Source organism: Natronoarchaeum sp. GCM10025703, from assembly GCF_042661985.1.
In the GTDB taxonomy this organism is placed as follows: domain Archaea; phylum Halobacteriota; class Halobacteria; order Halobacteriales; family Natronoarchaeaceae; genus Natranaeroarchaeum.
On sequence record NZ_JBHSZF010000001.1, the window covers coordinates 2946216 to 2966423 of the forward strand.

At 60.6% G+C, this 20208-nt stretch carries 21 protein-coding genes and 1 pseudogene; 8 read left to right on the forward strand and 14 right to left on the reverse strand.

Features of this window, described 5'->3' with window-relative positions; all coding sequences use genetic code 11:
• Positions 1–2 precede the first annotated feature (2 nt).
• Positions 3–1133 (reverse strand): quinolinate synthase NadA, encoded by a 1131-nt coding sequence (gene nadA / locus ACFQH2_RS16530; protein WP_377055511.1) that lies wholly within the window; start codon positions 1131–1133, stop codon positions 3–5.
• Positions 1134–1440: 307 nt separating this feature from the next.
• Here nadA and ACFQH2_RS16535 point away from each other — a divergent pair, with 307 nt between their 5' ends.
• Positions 1441–1776, forward strand: coding sequence for a hypothetical protein (locus tag ACFQH2_RS16535; protein ID WP_377055513.1), 336 nt, complete (start codon positions 1441–1443; stop codon positions 1774–1776).
• Between the two features lie 17 nt (positions 1777–1793).
• Here the strand turns inward: ACFQH2_RS16535 and ACFQH2_RS16540 are convergent, their stop codons facing one another.
• Together ACFQH2_RS16540 and ACFQH2_RS16545 are read right to left on the reverse strand one after the other, a co-directional pair.
• Positions 1794–2213 (reverse strand): universal stress protein, encoded by a 420-nt coding sequence (locus tag ACFQH2_RS16540; RefSeq protein ID WP_377055515.1) that lies wholly within the window; start codon positions 2211–2213, stop codon positions 1794–1796.
• 170 nt (positions 2214–2383) lie between these two features.
• A complete protein-coding gene (locus tag ACFQH2_RS16545) occupies positions 2384–3067 on the reverse strand; it encodes a hypothetical protein (RefSeq protein WP_377076937.1) in 684 nt (227 codons plus the stop codon).
• Positions 3068–3279: 212 nt separating this feature from the next.
• Here ACFQH2_RS16545 and ACFQH2_RS16550 point away from each other — a divergent pair, with 212 nt between their 5' ends.
• Entirely contained in the window at positions 3280–3870 is a 591-nt protein-coding gene (locus ACFQH2_RS16550; RefSeq protein WP_377055519.1) for a riboflavin synthase, read from the forward strand.
• Here ACFQH2_RS16550 and ACFQH2_RS16555 read toward each other — a convergent pair.
• The 5 genes and pseudogenes from ACFQH2_RS16555 to ACFQH2_RS16575 form a co-directional block, all read right to left on the reverse strand.
• Positions 3867–5258: a PrsW family intramembrane metalloprotease gene (locus tag ACFQH2_RS16555; RefSeq protein ID WP_377055521.1), complete on the reverse strand. Its 1392-nt coding sequence runs from the start codon at positions 5256–5258 to the stop codon at positions 3867–3869. The genes ACFQH2_RS16550 and ACFQH2_RS16555 overlap by 4 nt on opposite strands.
• Positions 5259–5295: 37 nt before the next feature.
• Positions 5296–6171, reverse strand: a complete 876-nt coding sequence (pstB, locus tag ACFQH2_RS16560; protein ID WP_377055523.1) for a phosphate ABC transporter ATP-binding protein PstB — start codon at positions 6169–6171, stop codon at positions 5296–5298.
• 3 nt (positions 6172–6174) lie between these two features.
• A pseudogene (gene pstA, locus ACFQH2_RS16565) lies at positions 6175–7121 on the reverse strand (phosphate ABC transporter permease PstA).
• Complete coding sequence (pstC, locus tag ACFQH2_RS16570) at positions 7118–8044, reverse strand: phosphate ABC transporter permease subunit PstC (protein ID WP_377057120.1); 927 nt, start codon at positions 8042–8044, stop codon at positions 7118–7120. The pseudogene pstA and the gene pstC overlap by 4 nt, the downstream one beginning before the upstream one ends.
• Before the next feature lie 8 nt (positions 8045–8052).
• Positions 8053–9078, reverse strand: coding sequence for a PstS family phosphate ABC transporter substrate-binding protein (locus tag ACFQH2_RS16575; protein ID WP_377055527.1), 1026 nt, complete (start codon positions 9076–9078; stop codon positions 8053–8055).
• Between the two features lie 199 nt (positions 9079–9277).
• Here ACFQH2_RS16575 and ACFQH2_RS16580 point away from each other — a divergent pair, with 199 nt between their 5' ends.
• Positions 9278–10273: a PhoU domain-containing protein gene (locus tag ACFQH2_RS16580; RefSeq protein WP_377055529.1), complete on the forward strand. Its 996-nt coding sequence runs from the start codon at positions 9278–9280 to the stop codon at positions 10271–10273.
• 66 nt (positions 10274–10339) lie between these two features.
• Here ACFQH2_RS16580 and ACFQH2_RS16585 read toward each other — a convergent pair whose 3' ends face one another.
• Both ACFQH2_RS16585 and ACFQH2_RS16590 read right to left on the reverse strand, forming a co-directional pair.
• Positions 10340–10684 (reverse strand): hypothetical protein, encoded by a 345-nt coding sequence (locus tag ACFQH2_RS16585; RefSeq protein ID WP_377076938.1) that lies wholly within the window; start codon positions 10682–10684, stop codon positions 10340–10342.
• The gene (locus ACFQH2_RS16590) at positions 10684–11211 is read right to left on the reverse strand and encodes a DUF7344 domain-containing protein (protein ID WP_377055533.1); all 528 of its coding nucleotides are present in this window, start codon (positions 11209–11211) and stop codon (positions 10684–10686) included. The genes ACFQH2_RS16585 and ACFQH2_RS16590 overlap by 1 nt, the downstream gene beginning before the upstream one ends.
• 592 nt (positions 11212–11803) lie before the next feature.
• On the opposite strand from ACFQH2_RS16590, the gene ACFQH2_RS16595 reads away from it, so the two are divergent.
• The 4 genes from ACFQH2_RS16595 to ACFQH2_RS16610 all read left to right on the forward strand — a co-directional run bounded on the left by ACFQH2_RS16595 (position 11804) and on the right by ACFQH2_RS16610 (position 15534).
• Positions 11804–12367 (forward strand): hypothetical protein, encoded by a 564-nt coding sequence (locus ACFQH2_RS16595; protein ID WP_377055535.1) that lies wholly within the window; start codon positions 11804–11806, stop codon positions 12365–12367.
• A gap of 269 nt (positions 12368–12636) precedes the next feature.
• Positions 12637–12897: a hypothetical protein gene (locus ACFQH2_RS16600; RefSeq protein ID WP_377055537.1), complete on the forward strand. Its 261-nt coding sequence runs from the start codon at positions 12637–12639 to the stop codon at positions 12895–12897.
• A gap of 359 nt (positions 12898–13256) precedes the next feature.
• On the forward strand, positions 13257–13967 hold the full coding sequence (locus tag ACFQH2_RS16605; RefSeq protein WP_377076939.1) for a signal peptidase I: 711 nt from the start codon (positions 13257–13259) through the stop codon (positions 13965–13967).
• A 103-nt stretch (positions 13968–14070) separates the two neighbouring features.
• The gene (locus ACFQH2_RS16610) at positions 14071–15534 is read left to right on the forward strand and encodes a DUF5305 domain-containing protein (protein ID WP_377076940.1); all 1464 of its coding nucleotides are present in this window, start codon (positions 14071–14073) and stop codon (positions 15532–15534) included.
• A gap of 57 nt (positions 15535–15591) precedes the next feature.
• Here the strand turns inward: ACFQH2_RS16610 and ACFQH2_RS16615 are convergent, their stop codons facing one another.
• Positions 15592–16422, reverse strand: coding sequence for an IS5 family transposase (locus ACFQH2_RS16615; protein WP_377055543.1), 831 nt, complete (start codon positions 16420–16422; stop codon positions 15592–15594).
• A 379-nt stretch (positions 16423–16801) separates the two neighbouring features.
• On the opposite strand from ACFQH2_RS16615, the gene ACFQH2_RS16620 reads away from it, so the two are divergent.
• Positions 16802–18139 (forward strand): SipW-dependent-type signal peptide-containing protein, encoded by a 1338-nt coding sequence (locus ACFQH2_RS16620; protein ID WP_377055545.1) that lies wholly within the window; start codon positions 16802–16804, stop codon positions 18137–18139.
• A gap of 351 nt (positions 18140–18490) precedes the next feature.
• Here ACFQH2_RS16620 and ACFQH2_RS16625 read toward each other — a convergent pair whose 3' ends face one another.
• From ACFQH2_RS16625 to ACFQH2_RS16635, 3 genes are read right to left on the reverse strand one after another with little or no spacing between them, the layout of a single operon-like run.
• A complete protein-coding gene (locus ACFQH2_RS16625; RefSeq protein WP_377055547.1) occupies positions 18491–18805 on the reverse strand; it encodes a hypothetical protein in 315 nt (104 codons plus the stop codon).
• Positions 18802–19383, reverse strand: coding sequence for a signal peptidase I (locus tag ACFQH2_RS16630; protein ID WP_377055549.1), 582 nt, complete (start codon positions 19381–19383; stop codon positions 18802–18804). Before ACFQH2_RS16630 ends, ACFQH2_RS16625 begins: the two co-directional genes overlap by 4 nt.
• Positions 19383–20003: a DUF7344 domain-containing protein gene (locus ACFQH2_RS16635; protein WP_377055551.1), complete on the reverse strand. Its 621-nt coding sequence runs from the start codon at positions 20001–20003 to the stop codon at positions 19383–19385. Before ACFQH2_RS16635 ends, ACFQH2_RS16630 begins: the two co-directional genes overlap by 1 nt.
• Positions 20004–20208 lie beyond the last annotated feature (205 nt).

Here is a 20208-nt window from a genome sequence, read left to right on the forward strand (position 1 = left end):
TTTCACCCCTGAAGCTCCAGCATCCGGTTCATCGCCACTTCGGCGAGTTCTTTCTCCCGTTCTGCGACCTCGATGACGTTGCGTTCGCGGCCCTCGACCAGCTCTTCGAGCACCCACGTCAGGTAGTTCGGGTCGATCTGGCGCATCGCGTTGCAGTCCATGCAGGCGTCGCCACACAGCGGCAGGACGTTCACATCCGGATGCCAGCGGTCGAGGTGGTTCGCCAGGTGGATCTCGGTACCGATCGCCCAGGTGTCGCCGGGGTCGGCCTCCTCGACGACCTCACAGATGGTACTCGTCGATCCGGCGATATCGGCCGCCTCGACGACTTCGCGGCGACACTCGGGGTGGACCACGACGTTCGCGTCAGGGTGGTCCTCGCGCATCGTCTCGATGTGATGCTCGCGGAACCGTTCGTGGACCTGGCAGTAGCCGTCCCAGAGGATGATGTCCGATTCGGCGACCTCTGCGGCGTCTTTGCCCTCCGGGTCCCACGGATCCCAGTCGGCGGTCTCGTCTTCGAGGCCCAGTCGGTGGGCCGTGTTCTCGCCGAGGTGTTTGTCGGGCAGGAAGAGGACTTTGTCGCCTTTCTCCAGCGCCCAGTCGAAGACGAGGTGGGCGTTCGAGGAGGTACAGATCGCTCCTCCGTGCTCGGCGGTAAAGGCCTTCAGGTCGGCGTAGGAGTTCATGTACGTGATCGGGATGATATCCTCGTCGGGCGCGGCCTCGGTGATTTCGGCCCACGCGGCGTCGACCTGCAGGGCCTCGGCCATCCCGGCCATCGGACAGGACGCCTCCATGCTCGGCAGGATCACCGTCTGTTCGTCGTCGGTGATGATATCCGCGCTCTCGGCCATGAACGTCACGCCGCCGAAGACGACGTACTCGGCGTCCGCGGCGGCCGCTTCCTTCGATAGCTGGTAGGAGTCACCGATGAAGTCGGCGTGTTCGACGATCTCCCGTCGCTGGTAGTTGTGGCCGAGGATGACGACGTCGTCACCCAGTTCGGCCAGCGCGGCCTCGATCCGCTCAGTCCGCTCGGCTTCGTCCAGTTCCCGATATCGTTCGGGTAACTGTTCGAGGTTGTCGTATTTGAAGAGACTCAGGTCGGTATCGATTTCCGCTGTTTCCATTCGTGGCACAATATGACACCAGTGGTTGATCTACACTTCAGAACCGAACTATGAAAAGATTTTCTTTTCAATAACATCTATGTATCTCCAGATGTCGTTAGATTAGAGGTATGGAAATATTACGTGGGCTATTTCCCGGGATAGGAGACTGAAATCTAACGACCGGGCGAACACAGTGAAATACCACTCGTCGATATCGGAGGGACCTCTGAACGTCTCAAGCCGCGTCTCGCGAGCGTGTTGCAGTTTCTGGCGCGTGAGTTCCTCCGGCCATACGATTATGCTCCGGACACGCGTTACTCACCGTATGGCAGACGATCGAAATAGTCGAGACAAACAGGCTCGCGACGCGGACGAACGGCAGCGACAGCGCGAACTCACAGAGGCGGTCGAACGAGGAGACGAGAAAGAGCCGCCACGCGAAGAAGTCGTCGCCGAACCGCCTCAGGAATGTCACCGTCGGGGCTGTACCGAGTCACCCGACTTCGTCGTCGTCGAGCGGTATCAGGAGGAGACCGGACACGGGGCGGTCGAGGCGACGGCGTTCCTGTGTCGGGAGCACACGAGAGAGGAGAGTCCGGCGAATCTCGACGGCGTCTATCCGGGCTACCGGTTCCGCGTCGAACCGCTTTCGAGTAGCTAACTGGCCGAGACAGCGACTCACCGCACGACGACGACGGGGACCGGGCTCCGACGGAACACCTGCTCTGCGACGTTCCCGACGAAGAGTCGCTCGGCAATGGTCCCCCCGTGAGTGCCGATCACGACGGTGTCGTACTCCTCGGCCTCGTTGATAATCGCCCGACCAGGATGGCCCAGTTTGCTCTTGGTCTCTATTTCGATGTCGTACTCCTCGGCGGTCTCGCGCGCGGTTGAGAACACTTCTTCGGAGAGTTCGGCCGTGGCTTCCTCGAGATCATCAGCGAGTGCGAGTCCGGTCGCCTCGCCCCACATCGGGGAAGGGCCCCCGACGACGTGTAGAACCGTAAACTCCGCGTCAGGGAAGTGTTCGAGCGCGTACTCCAGCGCTTCGCGCGCCATCTCCGAGTCGTCCATCGGGACCAGAATCTTGGATGCCATAGGAAAAATACGAGCGAAACGGGCTTAACCGTATTGTGAGGGAATCATACGGTAAATATACTCGGCTCTACTGTATCTCTCGGTTGGATCGGAGACGGGAAAACGTGCGACGGACTCGTTTCGGATATCTGCTCTGGTGACGTGCAACGACGAACGCGACGCTGGCCCAGTTAGCTGTCGCCGTCCGTCTCTGCAACCTTCTTTTCGACAGTCTCTTCGACCTTCTCGTCCACCGTCTCCTCCACGGTCTCTTCGACTGTTTCCTCGACTGTCTCCTCCACATCGACCGCCTCCTCCACGGTCTCTTCGACTGTTTCCTCGACCGTCTCCTCCACATCGACCGCCTCCTGGACAGTCTCTTCGACCTTCTCTTCGACCCTTTCTTCGACGGTGTCACCGACGGTCTCCTCAACCCTCTCTTCCATCGTTTCTTCGACTGTTTCCTCCACCGTCGCCTCTACAGTCTCCTCGACTGTATCCTCCATCGTCTCGCCAACCGTTTCTTCGACTTTTTCGCCGACCGTCTTTTCAACGGTTTTCTCGACCCTCTCACCGACCGTTTCGCCGACTGTATCCTGTACCTCGCCCTCGCTCGGACGGCGGTCGACACGCTCGTTAACCTCGTCGATCTGGTCGCGTACCTGATCGACCTCTTCCTCGACCTGTTCTTCGACGCGCTCGGAGACCCGCTCCTCGACCTGTCGGGTCATCCAGTCCGGATCGAATCGACCCATCTTCCAGACGACGTGGATGACGTACGAGGCGATGATTCCCAGACCGAACGCGACACCGGTTTGCGTGCCGACAGTGACGATGATTATGATGGCAGCCAGCAACATGGCGCCGTAGGCCATATCGACGAGAAAATCGATTCTCCTCGGATTCATCGCGCATCACCGTTCGGAGAGAAATATGTCGTATTCATGTGAAAGTAACTCTTATTAAGCATTACTCCCCCACGTAGTAATATCCGTGGATTTAGTTCGCACGTCGCTCTGTGGGGCGAAACGGCCGAGGACGGTCGGAACCCGGAATCCTTTCCTCGGGAGCAACCTAACACGAAGATATGTTTACAGGAATCGTCGAGGAGACGGGCGAAATCGTCTCGCGAACGGAGACCGACGACGGCGTTCGGCTACGTGTTAGTGGAGAGACGGTCACCGACGGCCTCGAACATGGCCAGAGCATCAGCGTCAGCGGTGCCTGCCTGACCGTCGAGGAGTTCGGCGACGACTGGTTCGAGACGTTTCTGGCCGCAGAAACCGTCGAGAAGACGTATCTCGGATCGCTCGACGAGGGCGATGCCGTCAACCTCGAACGCGCGCTGGCAGCAAACGACCGCCTTGACGGCCACTTCGTGCAGGGACACGTCGACGGTGTCGCAGAGGTCCGTGACATCCGTCAGGTCGGCGAAGACTGGGAGTTCGAGTTCGGCGTCCCCGAGGAGTTCGACCAGTACGTCGTCGAGAAGGGTTCGATTGCCCTCGACGGCATCAGTCTCACCGTGGCGGACCGGACCGACGAGTCGGTCAGCGTCGCCATCATTCCGACGACCTACGAGATGACGACGCTCTCGGAGAAATCGGTCGGCGCTCCCATCCACCTCGAAGTCGACGTCATCGCAAAGTACGCAGAACGGATGCTGGACGGCTACTAGAACTCCCAGTCGTCGAGGGAGTCGTTGGTGTCGCCACGGGATCTGTCCAGCCCCTCGCTGCTCTCTTCGGATCGGTCCCCCTCGGTGCTCCCGTCAGATCCCTCCTCGTGCGTGTCTCCCGCTCCGCTCCTCCGGGCTGAGTCCCCTTCGTCCGGCCGCGAATCAGGAGCCGACGCCTCCTCGCCCCCGGTGTTGTCTCCGCCACTGTCGGCCGTATTCGTCGTATCCTCCATAGCCGGACTGCTCGACGCCTCGGAACGCACGACCGGCGGTTCGACCGGCGGTGCTCCCGAAGCGATAGACGGGGCGTGGGTCGATCCATCGAACTCGGTCAGCACGGGCGTCGGATCGCGGTCTAACTGACCCGCATCGACCGATCTGTAGGTGTCCTGATAGCGCTTGAGCTTTCGATAGAGGTAGTAGCCGGCGGCACCGTCGAACACGAGGACGTAGACGAGGACCGCCGAGAGCGAGGACATGGACGTCGTCTCGACGAGCCAGTCAGGAATGATGCTCGCCCCCGTATTGTAGGTCGCGTGGATGACGGCGGCGAGGAAGAGTCCTTTCACGACCAGCGGGACGGCGTACTCGCGGTTGAACTTCGCCAGCCCGAGGTAGAACCCGGCGAGCGCGGAGTAGATGACGTGGCCCGGACCGGCGAGTGATCTGGCGGCAGTCGCCCCGCTCGCCGTCTCCAGAATGTCGGCCACCGTCGCCACCGAGTCCAGCGGGCGGGTGATGTAGAGCGCGTTCTCGATCGTCGCGAAGCCAAGCCCTGCAACAGCGCCGTACACCGCACCGTCGATGACCGCGTCGAAGCGGTCGTCGCGATACGCGTACAACCGCACTGCGAGCAGTTTCACTGTCTCCTCGACGGGACCGACGACGAGGAAGAAAAAGAGGAACAGCATCACAGGGGTGCCACCGACCGCCTCGCCGAGTGCGGCCGTCCCGAGCACGGTGACGACACCCTGACCCACCTCGTTCAACAGCGCCGCGGCACCGGCGAGGACCATCGTGAGCAGGAACGTGACGGCGAGTAGTGCGACCGGTTCGTCGGTGGTCACGTCCGTCTGCCAGATGTATCCGGCCAGAATCAACGCGGGGACGACCGAGAGAGCAATGAGCGTCGTGACGACCGGATCGGTGATGGCATCGAGGTTGCCGAACTGGAACTCCGCCACGATGACGAGCGCTGAAAGGGCGATGACGGAGAGAAGTAACAATCCGAACGCGAGCCAGATCAGCAGGCGATAGAGCCGACGACTTTTGTTCTCCGCACCCACGAGCACCCGGTCGAGTCGAGAGCGGGGCTCCCACGTCGACACCTCGTAGAGGTCGACGCCTTCGTCGGCGGCACGTTCGATCGGATCGCGACCGGATCCCATACACCCGCTAAAGGGCGGGATCGGGTTAGTTGTTATCCTATCCGAACTTGCCCGTGATGTAGTCCTCGACGCGCTGGTGCTCGGGGTTCTCGAAGATCTTGTTGGTGTCGTCGAACTCGACGAGCTGGCCGCCGGTCAGGAAGACCGCGGTCTTGTCGGAGATGCGGGCCGCCTGCTGCATGTTGTGCGTGACGACGACGACGGTGTACTCCTCGGCGAGGTCGGCGATCAGGTCCTCGATCTGTGATGTCGCGACGGGGTCGAGCGCGCTTGCTGGCTCGTCCATCAGGACGACCTCCGGATCGGGGGCGATGGCCCGGGCGATGCAGAGCCGCTGTTGCTGGCCGCCCGAAAGGTTGAGCCCCGACGAATCGAGTTGATCTTTGACCTCGTCCCAGAGCGCGGCGCGTCTGAGCGCCTGCTCGACGGCCGCGTCGAGGTCCTCGGTCTGGCCCTTGATACGGAGGCCGTAGGCGACGTTGTCGTAGATCGATTTCGGGAACGGGTTCGGCTTCTGGAACACCATCCCGATCTTCCGCCGGAGCGCGACCGGATCGACGTCGTCGTCGTAGACGTCTTTCCCACGGAAGCGCAGGCTCCCGGTGATGTCGGCGGCGTCGACCAGATCGTTCATCCGGTTGATACACCGCAGGAACGTCGACTTTCCACAGCCCGAGGGGCCGATGATCGCCGTCACTTCCTTCTCCGGGAGGCCGACCGAGACGGGCTGGAGCGCCTGAATGTCGCCGTACTTGACGACCAGATCTTCCGCCTCGAGGATCGGGTTCCGGACGGTGGCGATCGATGGTGCCATCTCGTCGTCAGCCTGAGAGCCGAACTCCCGTCCGGCCTCGTCGTCTGTTTCGGTGTCGGTCTCCGTCGCCGTCGTCGTGCCGAGTGTTGTGTCGCTCATGGATTATGTGGGTGTGTCGTATTTGTTTCGGATATAAATCGCCGTTGCGTTCATCAGCAGTAGCGCGGAGAGCAGGACGATGATCCCGGCCGCCGCGACGTGCTGGAACTCGTTTGCTGGCTGGCGTGCCCAGTCGAAGATCTGCATCGGCATCGCCGCGAAGGCGCTGAGCGGGCCGTTCGGCGGGACGAACATCGACGTCGCCGCGCCGATCATGATGAGGGGGCCGTCTCGCCGATCGCCCGGGAGAGCGACAGGATCGTTCCCGTCATGATGCCCGGGAGTGCGTTCGGGAGGACGACGTTCCGGATCGTCTGCCAGCGCGTCGCGCCGACGCTGTAGGAGGCGTTTCGGAGCGAGTCCGGCACCGCCCGCAGCGCCTCCTGCGAAGAGACGATAACGATCGGGAGGATCAGCAGTGTCAGAGTCAGTGCGCCGGCGAGCAGACTCGATCCGGTGTTGAGCGCCCGGACGAACATCGCCAGTCCGAGCAGACCGTAGACGATCGAGGGGACGCCCGCGAGGTTGGAGATGTTGGCGTTGATCAGAGTTGTCAGCCAGTTGTCGGCGGCGTACTCTTCGAGATAGATCGCCGCACCCACGCCGAGAAACAGCGTGAATATCGCGGTCATGATGATGAGATAGATCGAACCGATGAGTGCGGGATAGATCCCGGCGGGACGCGTCTCCGGGTTGCCGTACATCGAGGGGTCGAAGTTCTCGATGAACCGCGAAGGCGGGTAGGTCAGGAACTCCCAGGTCAGCCAGCCCCACGCCTCGGAGACCACGTCCGCGAGGAGTGCGACCAACGCGACGATACCGACCATCGTCGCGGCCAGACAGACGCCGACGAATAGCTTTCCGTACAGGCGCTTGCGCTGTAACTGCTCGCCGCCAGCAAGCGGGAACCGATCCTCGACGACGCCGCCGTCAGTCTCTTTAGAGCTCATTGGTACTCCTCCCGATATCGCGATCTGATCGCCAGACTCAGCACGTTCATCGCGAACGTCATCACGAACAACGTGATTCCGACCGCAAAGAGGCTCTGGTAGCCGACCGAGCCAACCGAGACGTCGCCAGTCCCGACCTGGACCATGTACGAGGTCATCGTCTGGACCGGGTCGAGCGGGTTGGCCGTGATCTGCGGGGTCAACCCTGCTGCCAGTACGACCGCCATCGTCTCACCGATCGCCCGCGAGACCGCGAGGATGTACGACGCGAGGATCCCTGAGACGGCCGAGGGGACGACGATATCAGTGCTGACCTCGAACTTCGTCGCGCCGAGGCCATAGCCCGCGTTACGGAGTTCGTCCGGGACTGCGCTCATCGCGTCCTCCGAGAGCGAGGAGACCATCGGAATGATCATGATCCCGACAACGATCGACGCCGACGCCGCGTTGAACGTCCCCGTCTCGGGGAAGACCCGCTGGATAACCGGCGTAATAAACGAGAGCGCGAAGAAGCCGTACACGATCGTCGGGACACCGGCGAGGATCTCGAGCGTCGGTTTGACGACCGATCGGATCCGTTCGTCGGCGTACTCGCTGAGATAGATTGCCGTCGCCGTTCCCACAGGCAGGGCGACGAGCGCGGAGCCGACAGTGATCATCAGCGTCCCGTAGACTAGCGAGAGAACGCCAAAGCGTGCCGGGTTCTGCTGTGGTGCCCAGTCGGCGCTCGTGTAGAACGAAACGATAGAGACCTCCGAAAAGAAGGTCCAGGCCCCACGAAACAGGACGACGATGATCGCGACCGTCGTCAGGACTGACAGGAACGCGCAGGCGAAAAACACCCATTTGACGAGTTTGTTCCGGATCTGTTCGCCGCCCGTTCCCGCACCCGTGAGCCCCGAATCACCGGAGTATGTGTCCATTCCTGCCATTAGTTGACCTCTTCGATTGCCTCACGAAGCCGTTCTGCCTCCCGATCGACGAGCGAATCCGGAATCGCGTACGATCCGACCCGCGGGGCGACTCTCTGCGTGACCGCGGGCCCGTCCGGGTCCTCGCGATGGAAGAAGAACTTCACGAACTCCCGGACCGTCTTCCGTGTCAGTTCGGCCACGTTCACGTAAACGTACATCGACCGGGAGAGCGGCGTGTACGCGTCGTCGCCCGGGTTGTCCTCGAACGCCTTGCCGATCGTCTCCTCGGTCGGGATGACGCCGCCGTTGTCGTCGTCGACGGCGATCAGTTTCAGGTCCTCCTCGTTCTCGTAGTAGTAGCCTGCGCCCCCGAAGCCGAGAGCGTGTTCGTTGCCCCGGACGCCCCGGACGATGACGTTCGTGTCGGACGTCTTGTTGTAATCGCCCGTGACGTCGCCAGCGGTGCCGTTGATCTCTTCGGTGAAGTAATCGAACGTCCCCGAGTGCGAGTCACGGCCGTACAGGACGATCTCCTCGTCGGGCCAGTCCGAATCGATATCGCTCCAGCGCGTCGCGTCCGCGTCGGAGCCCCAAATCCGATTGAGTTCCTCGACGGTGAGCGTATCACACCAATCGTTTTGCGGGTTGGCGTAGAGCGCGATCCCGTCCAGCACGACCTCGAGTTCGAGAAACTCGATGCCGTTCGCTTCGGCGGTCTCGCGTTCGCCGTCGGTGATCGGCCTGCTCGCGTTCTGCAGGTCCGTCTCACCGACGGTGAACCGCTGGAACCCTGCCCCGGTACCGGAGCCCCGGATCGGGATCCGAACCTGGTTGTTCTGCCACTGGAACTCCTCTGCGACGGCCGCGGTATGCAGGAAGACCGTATCACTGCCGTCGATAACAATCTCACCGGACAGATCGCTGCTCTGTCCACGAGCAACACAACCAGCGAGGCCGGCTAACCCGGCACTTCCGGCCGTCAAAAGGAACCCACGACGCGACGAGTTGTTCAGGCGGTCACCAGACTCCCGGTGATTTGCCATCACAAATACTGTGGAGATGGGAGGTCTAAATACGCTTCTATGATCAATAAATAGTGCCATATAGATATATATTTCTTAGTTCATTAACGACCCATAACAATCGGAAACAGCCATCAGGGCGGCGCAATCTCGCGGAGTGATCAGAGACGGCTGCTCTATAGATGGGAGGAGTTTAGTATCGCACGCCCGAACGGCAGGTATGGAGACGCGGAAAGTCCAGATCACCGGCGGCTCGACGTACACAGTCTCGCTACCGAAATCGTGGGCGACGGAGAACGACGTCGCGGCCGGGAGCGAGGTCGAGTTTTACGTCGAGAACGATTCCCTTCTGTTGATGCCGAAAACCGACGAGGAACACACCGAGGGAACGCTGGACGTGACCGACCTCGAGGGCGACCAACTCACCAGAGCTGTGATGACGATGTACGTCAGCGGCTTCGACATGATTGCTCTCGAAGGCAACGAGATCACGAGTGAGCAGCGCCGCGCGATCCGGAGCGCCACCCAGAGCCTGATCGGCGTCGAAGTGCTCGAAGAGACCGGCGAGCGCGTCGTCCTGCAGGATCTACTGGACTCCTCGGAGCTATCTATCACGAACGCCGTGACGCGGATGCGCCTGATCGCCGAGTCGATGCTCGCGGACGCGGTGACGGCACTCGTAGAGAACGACGACAACCTCGCACGGGACGTCATCCAGCGGGACGACGACGTCGACCGGCTCTGGTTCGTCGTCTCGCGAACCTTCCGGGCTACGCTCCGGAACACGAGCGCGGCCACGGAACTCGGCCTCCCGCGCGAGGACTGTTTCGATTACCACTCCAGCGCGCGCCAGCTCGAACGCAGTGCCGATCACGCGGCCAAGATCAGCAAGCTTACTCTCCAGCTCGACGATATCCCCGAGGACGTCACCGACGAGATAGTCGACCTCCACGAGGAGGCCGCCGGCATCATCGATCAGGCGATGGACGCGCTGCTGACCGACGACAGTTCCCGATCGAGCGAGATCGCCCACCAGGTCCGGGAGTCGATCCTGGAACTGGACGAGCGGAGCCGCCGCATCGACGACGAACTGCGAACGCTCGATCCCCACGAGGCACAGCTACTCGGGATCATCGTCGACTCGCTCTCCCGGAGCGCCGACTACGGCGGTAACATCGCCGAAACGGCGCTGCAGAAGGCTGCACCGCGGCCCTGAAAGGGGGCTGCTCACTCACACTCGACCGTTCGGTCGAGCGACACCTCGACACCGGAGCCGCTCGCCTCAATCGTGATCGGATCGCCACAGTCGATTGATTCTGAATGTTTTCGTCTCACTCTCACCAGCGTCGAGACTCATCTCCTGGCTCTCCCCACCGACGCTCACGTTCATTTCGTCGAGATCAGTGCCGCCAGAGAACTGATTGGTGACGGTGAGGTTCAGCGTGGATCCATTGTCGGCCTGTTCGGTCTCCTGTTCGACGCCCAGATACGCGTCCGGATCGTCGACGACAGTCACCTGCGCCGGGCGCTCGGCGGTCATCGCACTGAACGATCCGGTAGACGTGATCAACAGGAGTGCAACGATTAGCGCGACCACCCCGACCACGAGTCGACTGTTCCGTCTCATCAGTCTGCCACCTCCGGCGGTTTGTCGCGGGCACCGACCCGCATCCGGTACTTGTTATCGTAGTAATGCCCGATGGCCGATACCGCGAGAACGGTGACCAGAAAGACCTGCCACGAGAAGGGCGAAAAGAACGAGAACGGAGCGATTCCAAGCCCGATACCGGCGACACAGAACGTGCAAAAGCCAGCTAACCCGAGATAATACGTCCCCCAGGGGATGCCGCGTTCCGGTAACACGTCGACGTAGAAATCACAGTTCAGGACGGGTTCGGTGAGTTCGACGGTCCCCCGCTGTGAGTCGTAGTCGACGAACCCGTAATCGTCCATCTTCGGCAGATGGAACTGCCGCAGCGCGTTCTGGACTCGTTTCCGCTCCTGTGCGGTGAGGTGCTCGGCCGGCTTGTCGTACTCCCAGCTTGCGATCTGTTCGGCCAGTTCGCCGATATCGACGGGGGCGGGACGCTGCGAAGTGAAACTGTACTGCTGTTTGAGGTAGTGGATCGCGAATCGACGTCGTTGGTTGCTCAATACCTCCAGAACCGTATCTCTCGAGAACTCTCCGTGTCCGATCGAAGGGCTCTTCGATCCTACCGAGGAGTCGGAAGATACACTCATTGCTCGATCAAGAGTTCAATGCAGTATCATTTTAGTATATCCAGCTATCTTGGGGTAACCTCACATAACTTCGGACGGAGGCGGATACGAGAATACAGTTCGAATAGCCGGTCTGAAATCACGAAGCAAAGAACTGGACTAGATACGTTTACTTGGGTATGTAGTTTATATTTGAGTTATTCTGTACAGTTTGATTATGACTTCGAGAGACGTCGACGGAAGGACGCTTCTTCAGGTGCCAGAGGGAACCGCATTCGTGCGAATTGCTACGAGTACACACGTACGAATTATAAGCATCTTAACCGATTGGAACAGACTGTTTGTTCACGCTCCATAGGCTCTATTTCGATAGCACAAGCGTTCTCTCCGTCGATGCTGGTCGTATATACCAAAGTGGGACACCGTGGTGCAACACGATGTGCGCCGCAGCGGAACGACGGTCGACGTGTGGGTGCTGACGAGTCAGTGGGTGAACCGGCGTACGACAAACTAAAGTGAGACAACAATGGAACGACGCAAATTTCTGATCGGAACGGGATCGCTCGCCGCCGGCGCGGCGGCAATAACAGGGAGTGGTGCGTTTACCGAGGTGCAGGCTGATCGCGACATCAACGTCAATGTCGCCGACGACTCAGATGCATTCCTCGAAATCAAACCCGCCGACAGTCCAAACGGCGACGCGTACGCGGAGGAAACGGACGACCCCGGAACGATACAACTGACTTTCGACGACAACGCTACCGGTGTGGCCGGAAGTGGCGTTAACGACCGTGCCCTTGTCGAGTTCAAGAACGTGTTGACTATCAGGAACTCAGGCACTCAAGAGGTCAGACTGGGCATGACTTTTGGTCCTGATGGCTTCGACGACGATTACAGTGGGAACCAGGGTGCTGTCGCGCCCACCGGGCCGCTCCTTCGTAGGGAACCCGATTCTAGCCAACCCACGCTCGGCAAGGGGGAAACTTTCACTACCGGTCTCTTCTTCAATCTGAAAAAGGACAAAAACGCCGACGAATTCCTGGAAGCGTTGGAGACGATCACCATCCACGCCGACGCCGAACAGGTCTAACAGAAACCCCCATCAAGACAGGGGCTCCAAGCTGAAACGGCGAAAAATACTCGGACTCGAGACGACGGCGGCAGGCGGGGCCTCGCTGCCTCGGGTCCGAAGCTTTCGCCTCGGTCGAAGCAGATCGCGACCTTACAGTCAATGACACCTCTGATAGTGGCACATTCCTGGGACTGCGGACCAGCGACGGCCCGAACGGTGAGTACGTCACCGAAACGAACGGCTAACTCTCCCTCACTATCACGGAGACCGACGCCGGTGGCAGTGGCGTGAATCCTGATGCCGAGACGCTCATGGACGATGTCCTCGTGGTCACTAATAAGGGGACCCAAGAGATCTCGTTCCTATTCAGCGGTTGTGGAATGGACGGTTGGTTCACCTCTAGGTTCGGTGTCTACGTCGTCGACGGAAACGAATGGATCTCCGTGATGACATGTGACGCAAACTTTGCGAACGAGTTCGAGGAGAAATCACGAGGCGCGGCGGTCTCGACGGACAGAACGTCCTCGAACCGGGCGATTCGGCTGTAGTTGGGGTCGCAGTCAAATCAGGAGGCACTACCATCAAGAGCCGGACCGATCTGACGATCACAGCCGAGGCGACTGCCGACGACTGAAATCTCGCACTAAATCGCGCGTTCTGGGTCGGCTTCTTTTTGAATACACGACCCGCAAATCGTGTGAATCAAAATCATGCCAGTGGACTGGATGAGCGGAAGTAACTGAAAAGTTCTGTGTGGAATATGGCTCTTACCGGGAGTATGTAGCACATATAAAATACCGATACTGGAGCGAGTACATCGTGGGATGAACCCACTCGAAAGCACCCGGAAGCCAACCATCAGGAACCGACGTTCGCATGTCGAGTCACCGATCGATCTTGTGCGGATATGAGCGTGCGATCTTACGTCGAGACCGGTGTCGTCGTGGTGCTACTGCTCCTCGTCGCAGCCTTACTCGCCGGCCAGGCCCTCGGTCAGCCGATCCTGCTCTCCTATGCCGAAACCGGCAGCATGGAGCCAACCATCGACGCCGGCGACGGCTTCGTCGCGATCCCCGCCGAACTCACCGGCTCCGTCGACGAGGGCGACGTGATTACCTTCCAGTCCGAGGAGGTCCACGGGGGTGACGTCACGACGCATCGGGTCGTCGAGATAACCGAGGAAGGGTACGTCACGAAAGGCGATGCGAACCCGTTTACCGATCAGGACGATGGGGAACCGCTGGTTACTGAGGGGCAGGTCCTGGCGAAGGCCTGGCAGGTAAACGGCGAGGTCGTCGTGATCCCGAACCTCGGGACGGCCGTGTCGACGGTCCAGTCGGGTGTCGAGCGGGTGCAACACACCGTCGCGTCTGCGCTCGGGATCACCGCCTTGCTGCAGGTGCAGTGGGTCGCCTTCTTGCTCCTGCTCGTGAGCGCCGGAGCGTTCCTGAGTGGACTGCTCGGCGAGGGGCGTCGACGCCGGGACCGCGATCGAACGCAGTCCCGAAAGGGGGTCTACAACGCCGGGCTCGTGATCGGGGTGCTCACGCTGCTCATCGTCGCCACGGCGGCAGGGACGATGCTCGCCGCCGGGGGACCCAGGACTACGGGGTCGTGAGCGCGGAGTTCGACTCCGATCGGCCGGACGTGATCCCGCAGGGGAGACGGCGACGTGGACCGTCACCACACAGAACAGCGGCTTGTTACCCAGCTACGCCGTGATGGAACCGGCGAGTTCGGGCGTCGAAGTCGAGCCGGAACAGCAGTATCTCGGGCAGCGTAGCGAAGCCAACGCGACGGTGCAGATCACGGCACCACCGGAGACCGGCTACTACGTCAGAACCGTTGCGGAGTACCGGTATCTGGCCGTCCTGCCGCCCTCGGCGATACAGGCGTTGCATTCGGTGCATCCGTGGTTGGCGGTCGGCACGATCAGCGGCGTGATCGGCGCTGCGTTCGCCCTGCCGCTGGTGTTGCTGTTCGGGACGGGGACGATTCTGAACGCGACAGCCAAGACGAACGATTCTGGGGGAGAGACAATCATGAGCGACGACGACAATCGACACGGAGTGGCATCGACTTCCGACAAACGGCTGGCTGGGCTTCGCAGGTTCGTTGCGGCGCGGTACACGACCATCGTCGTCGCCCTGGTCGTCTTACTGCTGATCGGCGGGGCGTTCACCGCCACGACGCTGGCCGGTCCGGATACCGAGGGCGACCAGGAGCGTGTCGTGTGGACGGATTCGGGCGAGTTTACGCACTCGGCTGTCGTACAGAACGACACCGAAGCGTTCGAGCAGGGCGACGTGTTAGAGAACCGCGGGACGTACTTCACACGCGTCTCGCCGGAGCTAGATGTCGAGTACGAGTACCGACACGAGACGGCGAACGGGACCGTCGACGTCGAGACGGAGCTCCTGTTGATACTGCAGTCGAGCGACGGCGAGGAGGTGTACTGGGAGCTGACAGAATCGCTCGACAGCGAACAGTCGGCCTCGATCGCGGCCGGGGATTCCCACACCGTCGCCTCGTCGGTCGACGTGAGCGATCTTCAGGAGCGGGTCGAAAGGATCCAGGAGAACCTCGGTGCCGACCCCGGAGAGACCGACGCGAGAATCGTCGCCCGGTCGGAGATCGAGGGCACGGTCGAGAACCAGTCGGTTAGCCACGTCCGAGAGGACGTGCTCGTCATCACCCCAGACGGCGAAACGTACAGCGTCGACACGACGATGGACGATACAGGGTTCGGGGATCGGAGCGAAACCGTCGCCGGAACCGCCGAGAGGAGTTCGCTCAGAACGCTCGGCGCACCGCTGCTGTTCGTCGTGTCGCTGGTGGGTCTCGTCGGTGTCGTCGGCGCGGAGAAACGCGGCCATCTGCAGATCCCCGCCGATACACGACATCACGCCGACCGCAGGAAGTTCGACGACTGGATCACGACCGGATCCCTGCCGGCATCGCTTGCGGACCAACCGACGATCGAAGTCGATTCGCTCGAAGGGCTCGTCGACGTCGCCATCGACAGCGATCGGCGCGTCATCGAAGACTCCAGTGCGGAGTGCTACTACGTCACAGAGGACTCTATACTGTACAAGTACGAGCCAGCGGCTGATTCCGCTGGGACGCAGGAAGACGGGTCGGACTCGGAGGGAGACCGGGACGAGGAGTCCGATCCCGCTGCGTGACGGCCAGTCGGTGAATGACTGAAACGGCCGTGTTGAATCGCTGTAAGGCGTTGGAATTCATTGTTTGACGAAGCGCTTTATGTTATAGACAACACACATCAAGGCAATCTCGCGGAACTCACGGAACCAAGACCGCGCTCGCACGGCGAAGCCGAGCGAGCGCTTCACAGCCGAGTTCACGGTTTCGGTCATAGAGCGCTGATTGTAGCGGTTTTCGTCGATTCTGGCGTTGTGTGCGTGGTCGTACGGCGCGAAGATACGATGCTTGATCAGTGGTCTGATGTCGAGATCACGTAGTGCTTCACGGAGTGACTGCTTGTCATAACCTTTATCGGCGGCAAGAGACCGCAGATCGCCCGCATTCCGGCGGGCGATCTGCTCGGCAAGGTCTGCGTCGCTTCCTTCCCGGTTCGTCGAGCAGTGTACGTCAAGGACGGCTTGAGACTCTGTATCGACGAGTTTCGTGACTTTGAGTTTCTGGACGCGGTAGCTGATTCGCTGGCAGTAGTGGCGGCTCGCAGCTGATCGTTCGTAGAATGTTGCGTCAATAGCTCCGTGTTTCGAGGGATCGTGCAGCTGCGCCGACTGGCGCAGCAGCACTCGGCAGACGCTCATACTGATTCGGTCGAACGCTTTACACAACGTGGATGGAGAGGGGAGATCGGCCGCGCTGAGGCCGATCTCCCCGGTTATTTGTGGCATTTCCTTGAGCAGGTCAATCGTCATCCGGTAGGACGCATCGAGGTAAATCCGTAGACAATGTAGGGAAACAAGAGCATAGTCGGCGAATCCGCCGCCACCTTCCGGGGCGGCGGATTCGCTTCCATCGCCAGTAACGTTTTGAGCAATCGGCACAACTTCCCCAGTGAAGCGGGAGATTTGCGTCATAGACACTCGCATCCTCCCGCTTCAACTCCTTTGATTTACTGACTCGTTCCGCCGCTATCTAGTGATTCAACGCAGCCACTGAAACGGTCGCTGGGAGTTCGGTCAGACTTTTTGGATAGCTCTCAGGTCCACAATGGCGCTTCAGAAGGCTGCACCGCGTCCGTGAGAGTCAGATGGAACCGCCGTGCCGGCGTCTAATTGTCGCTATTAGCCATTTCTAATAGCTATATTATTCCGCTGCTACGACATGTTACACGAATGCTTGCGAGCTAAAGACTCCGTCTAGCGAACCATCAGCTTGTATATATATACGCCCCATCACCGGGCACTATCTGATACGTGGCAGTTGGCGAGACGCCGTCTGTCGCGTGGAAAAACTATGGCAGACGAAAACAGCGGACGACTCAATCGACGTAGCGTACTCGCCGGAATCGGCGCTGCCGGCACCGGTGCAGCGCTCGGAGGGCTTGGCACATCAGCGCTGTTTACCGACGACAATCACCTCAACGACAACGAGATCGTCGCGGGTGAACTCGACCTATTTGTGGACTGGCAGGAAGCATACGACATGGGTGACGGGCTGAAACTCATCGACGTGTTCCCTGATGCCCACCCCACTGACGGTACCCAGGATGATCTAAAAAAGGGTATCTGTGAACATGAAAAGTACGAACTCAGCGACTTCGAGGATCCGCTCAACAGCTCGAAACGATCGATAATCGACTACCACAGCAGGGATATCACATCGGGAGACAATTCTAACGAGCCGCTCGTCCACCTTGACGATGTCAAACCGGGCGACTGCTGGGAGACGACACTCAGCTATCACCTCTGTGGCAACGACGGTTGGGTCTGGTTCCGGACAAAGAACCTCCGCTTTGAGGACAAGAATGCCGATAATAAACCGACCGACCACCTCGCTGACAAGGCGGAGGCGCGCGTCTGGTATGACATGTACGAGGGGATGTATCCCCCGACCAACGGTGCGGGCTCCGTAAGCGGCGAAATCGGCGAGGGAACATCGGGGATCGACGAGATCATCACGACGGGCAGCGACGACCGGTTCGGTCAGGCGGCTCGAAACTACAACTGTGACGACTACGAGGAGCGGCTCGAACAGTTCGCCGAGGGCGACCTCGACGGAGACGAGTATTTCGGAGAGGAGTTCGAAGAGGAGACGTCGGTTAACGGACCCTGTGGCGAAATAACAGTCAATAGTAGGGACACGAACGACGGAAGCGTCACGCTCTCGTCGGACGGTCCCGTCGTGATCGTCAGTGTGAAAGGCGGTGACGAGGGCGAGCAGGTCTACGTCTTCGAAGTGCCCGTGATCCTCGATGAGGCGACGTTCTCGACGCCCACCGGGCAGGGTATCAGCAACATCGACGTGTGCTGTCTCGAAAACGGCGACAACGGCGGCAACGGCGAGATGGTCGAGCCCGGCGACAACGTCTATCAGTACGGCAAAGAGCCAGTCATCGCGGAAGGGACCCTGCGGGAAGTTCTTGAAGAACTCGAAGGCGGCGCCCTACTCGATGGCGATTTGGACTCCGACGATCCCGCCTGCACAACCGCGTCGAACACCTATTACATCGGCTTCGAGTGGTGTCTCCCGAAGGAGGTCGGCAACGAGGTCCAGCAGGATCGTCTGGAGTTCGACTTCGGCTTCTACACCGAGCAGTGCCGCCACAACGACGATCCGTCGAATCCGTTCTAGGAACAATAGAGCAGAGACGACGGCAATGACGGTGCTGGCGGGAGCCGAAGTACCGTCGCAGTTCGGTGCCACGCTGCCATTCGACGTTCTGATTTTTAGTGGTACGCTGGAGATGTCGGTGAAAGAGTACCCAGTTTCATTTGCTGGCGGAGTACTCTGAGCCCTCTCACACGCAGTCCCGCCGACGTCGACGAGGGAAACGACATCACAAAGGGAGGCCGAAGTAAGACGAGAGAAGCTACTGGCGTTCGAGCGGGTGAGAAATCACGCAGTGTGTCCCTCAAGCGGACAAGCCCTCACGGTATGACCGCTGGTCGGAGAAAACGGGCCGATCAAAATACGTGGCGAACGCTACTCGGACTCCTCGCTGCTGTCTTCATCATCCGACTCGTCTTCGTCAGCATCGTCTGATTCCTCCTCGACCGGTTCGTCACCCTCCTCGTCAGTCGGATCGCTAACCTCCTCTCCGGAGTCCGTCTCGTTCTCCGGCGTGTCGTCGGCCGTCGGCTGCCCAGTTTCGTCGTTTACTTCATCAGGGCCTTCGATCTCGTTGCCGTCCAGCGAGAGTCCGTCGCTGAGCAGTCCGCCGGACATCCCGATCGAGAGACTGACAAGCCCGAGCACGGCAATCACGCCAACGAGTGCGACTCTACGTTGTCGGCTCATTGTTTTCTCACCTCCTTGTCGTCGGCCTCGGCCGGTTCGTCTCCCTCTGCATCAGGCTCGTCGGCGCCTTTCGCCTTCTGTAGCTCCCAGATCTCGGTGCCGATCAGGGCTATCCCCGGAAGGACGATCAGTGAGACGATCCCGAGCCACGTCTGGGCGAAGGCGACGAACCGCCCGAAGTAGGGGATTGTGAGGGTCACCTCGCCGATCACCCGTTCGCCCGCGACCGGTTGTGCGTCCGGGGTGTCGTTCGCGTCGCCCTGCGTGACGAACTGTATCTGTCCGCCATCCTCCTCGATGTCGACGACGCGATGTGTCGTCCGGCGGTCGTCGGCGCCCGGTGGGGTGAACGTGATCACGTCGCCTTCCTCGATCTCGTCGGGGGTACGTTCGGTGACGACCACGACGTCACCCCCGTCGATAGCCGGCGACATGCTGTCAGACGTGACGACGTAGCTCTGGTCGGCACCGACCAGTTGGGGAACGGCAACGACGCCGACAAGACAGAGCATCATGATGAGGGCGAAGCCAAGCAACAGGCGTGCGGCAGCACTGAGCTTTCTGCGGATGTGCGACATCAGTGATCACCCTGTGGCGGCCCCTCGGCCCCGATCTGCATTCGTCTGTCGTGCAGCACGTGTGCGATACCGGAAACGAAAAACAGGGCCGAAAACAGCACCGCGGCGATTCCGCCCGCCAGGACCGAAAAGGGCGGGAGCCCGACCACCACGAGCGCGGCGAAGCCGACACAGAGCGCGCCGAGACCGGCGTAGTAGCTGCTCCACGGGATACCGTCGTGTGGGACGACGTCGAGATACACGTCGAGCTGGGTAGCCGCGTCGGTAAGTGCAACTGTCGACCGGTCGGGATCGAACTCGACGACGCCGCCATCGTCCATCTTCGGGAGATGGGACTGGCGCAGTGCCGTGTACACCCGGACCCGTTGCTGGTACGTCACGTCGCCGGGCTCGATATCGTTTTCCCACGCCGCGATCTGTCGCGAAAGCGTCCGGAGCGTCGCCGTGCCGCCGTCCCGGCGGAGGTAGTGAAGGACGTGGCGGCGTCGCCGACAGCTCAACATCTGAAAAGCGAGCTCCTGGTCGATCGGCCCGTGCTCGACGCTCGAGTGGTCGCCCTCGGCCGACTCCCCCGGATCGGCCTCCACAGATGCTCCCTCCTGTACCGCGGTCTGGCTCATACCCGATCACTCCCGGATCGGCTCCCGGTAGCGACATAGTTGCTTGCTGCCATCGTTCCACTTTCGGATGCAGTCGCCCTCCCGAAAGTAATGAAATATATTCCAGCAGGTAAAGAATGGCATCGTTTGGTAACCTGCGTTATCGCGCCAGTAAGGTGCTACTACTGGCACTGAGCGGCCCGGACTGGTCAACCCCTCTGCGGCG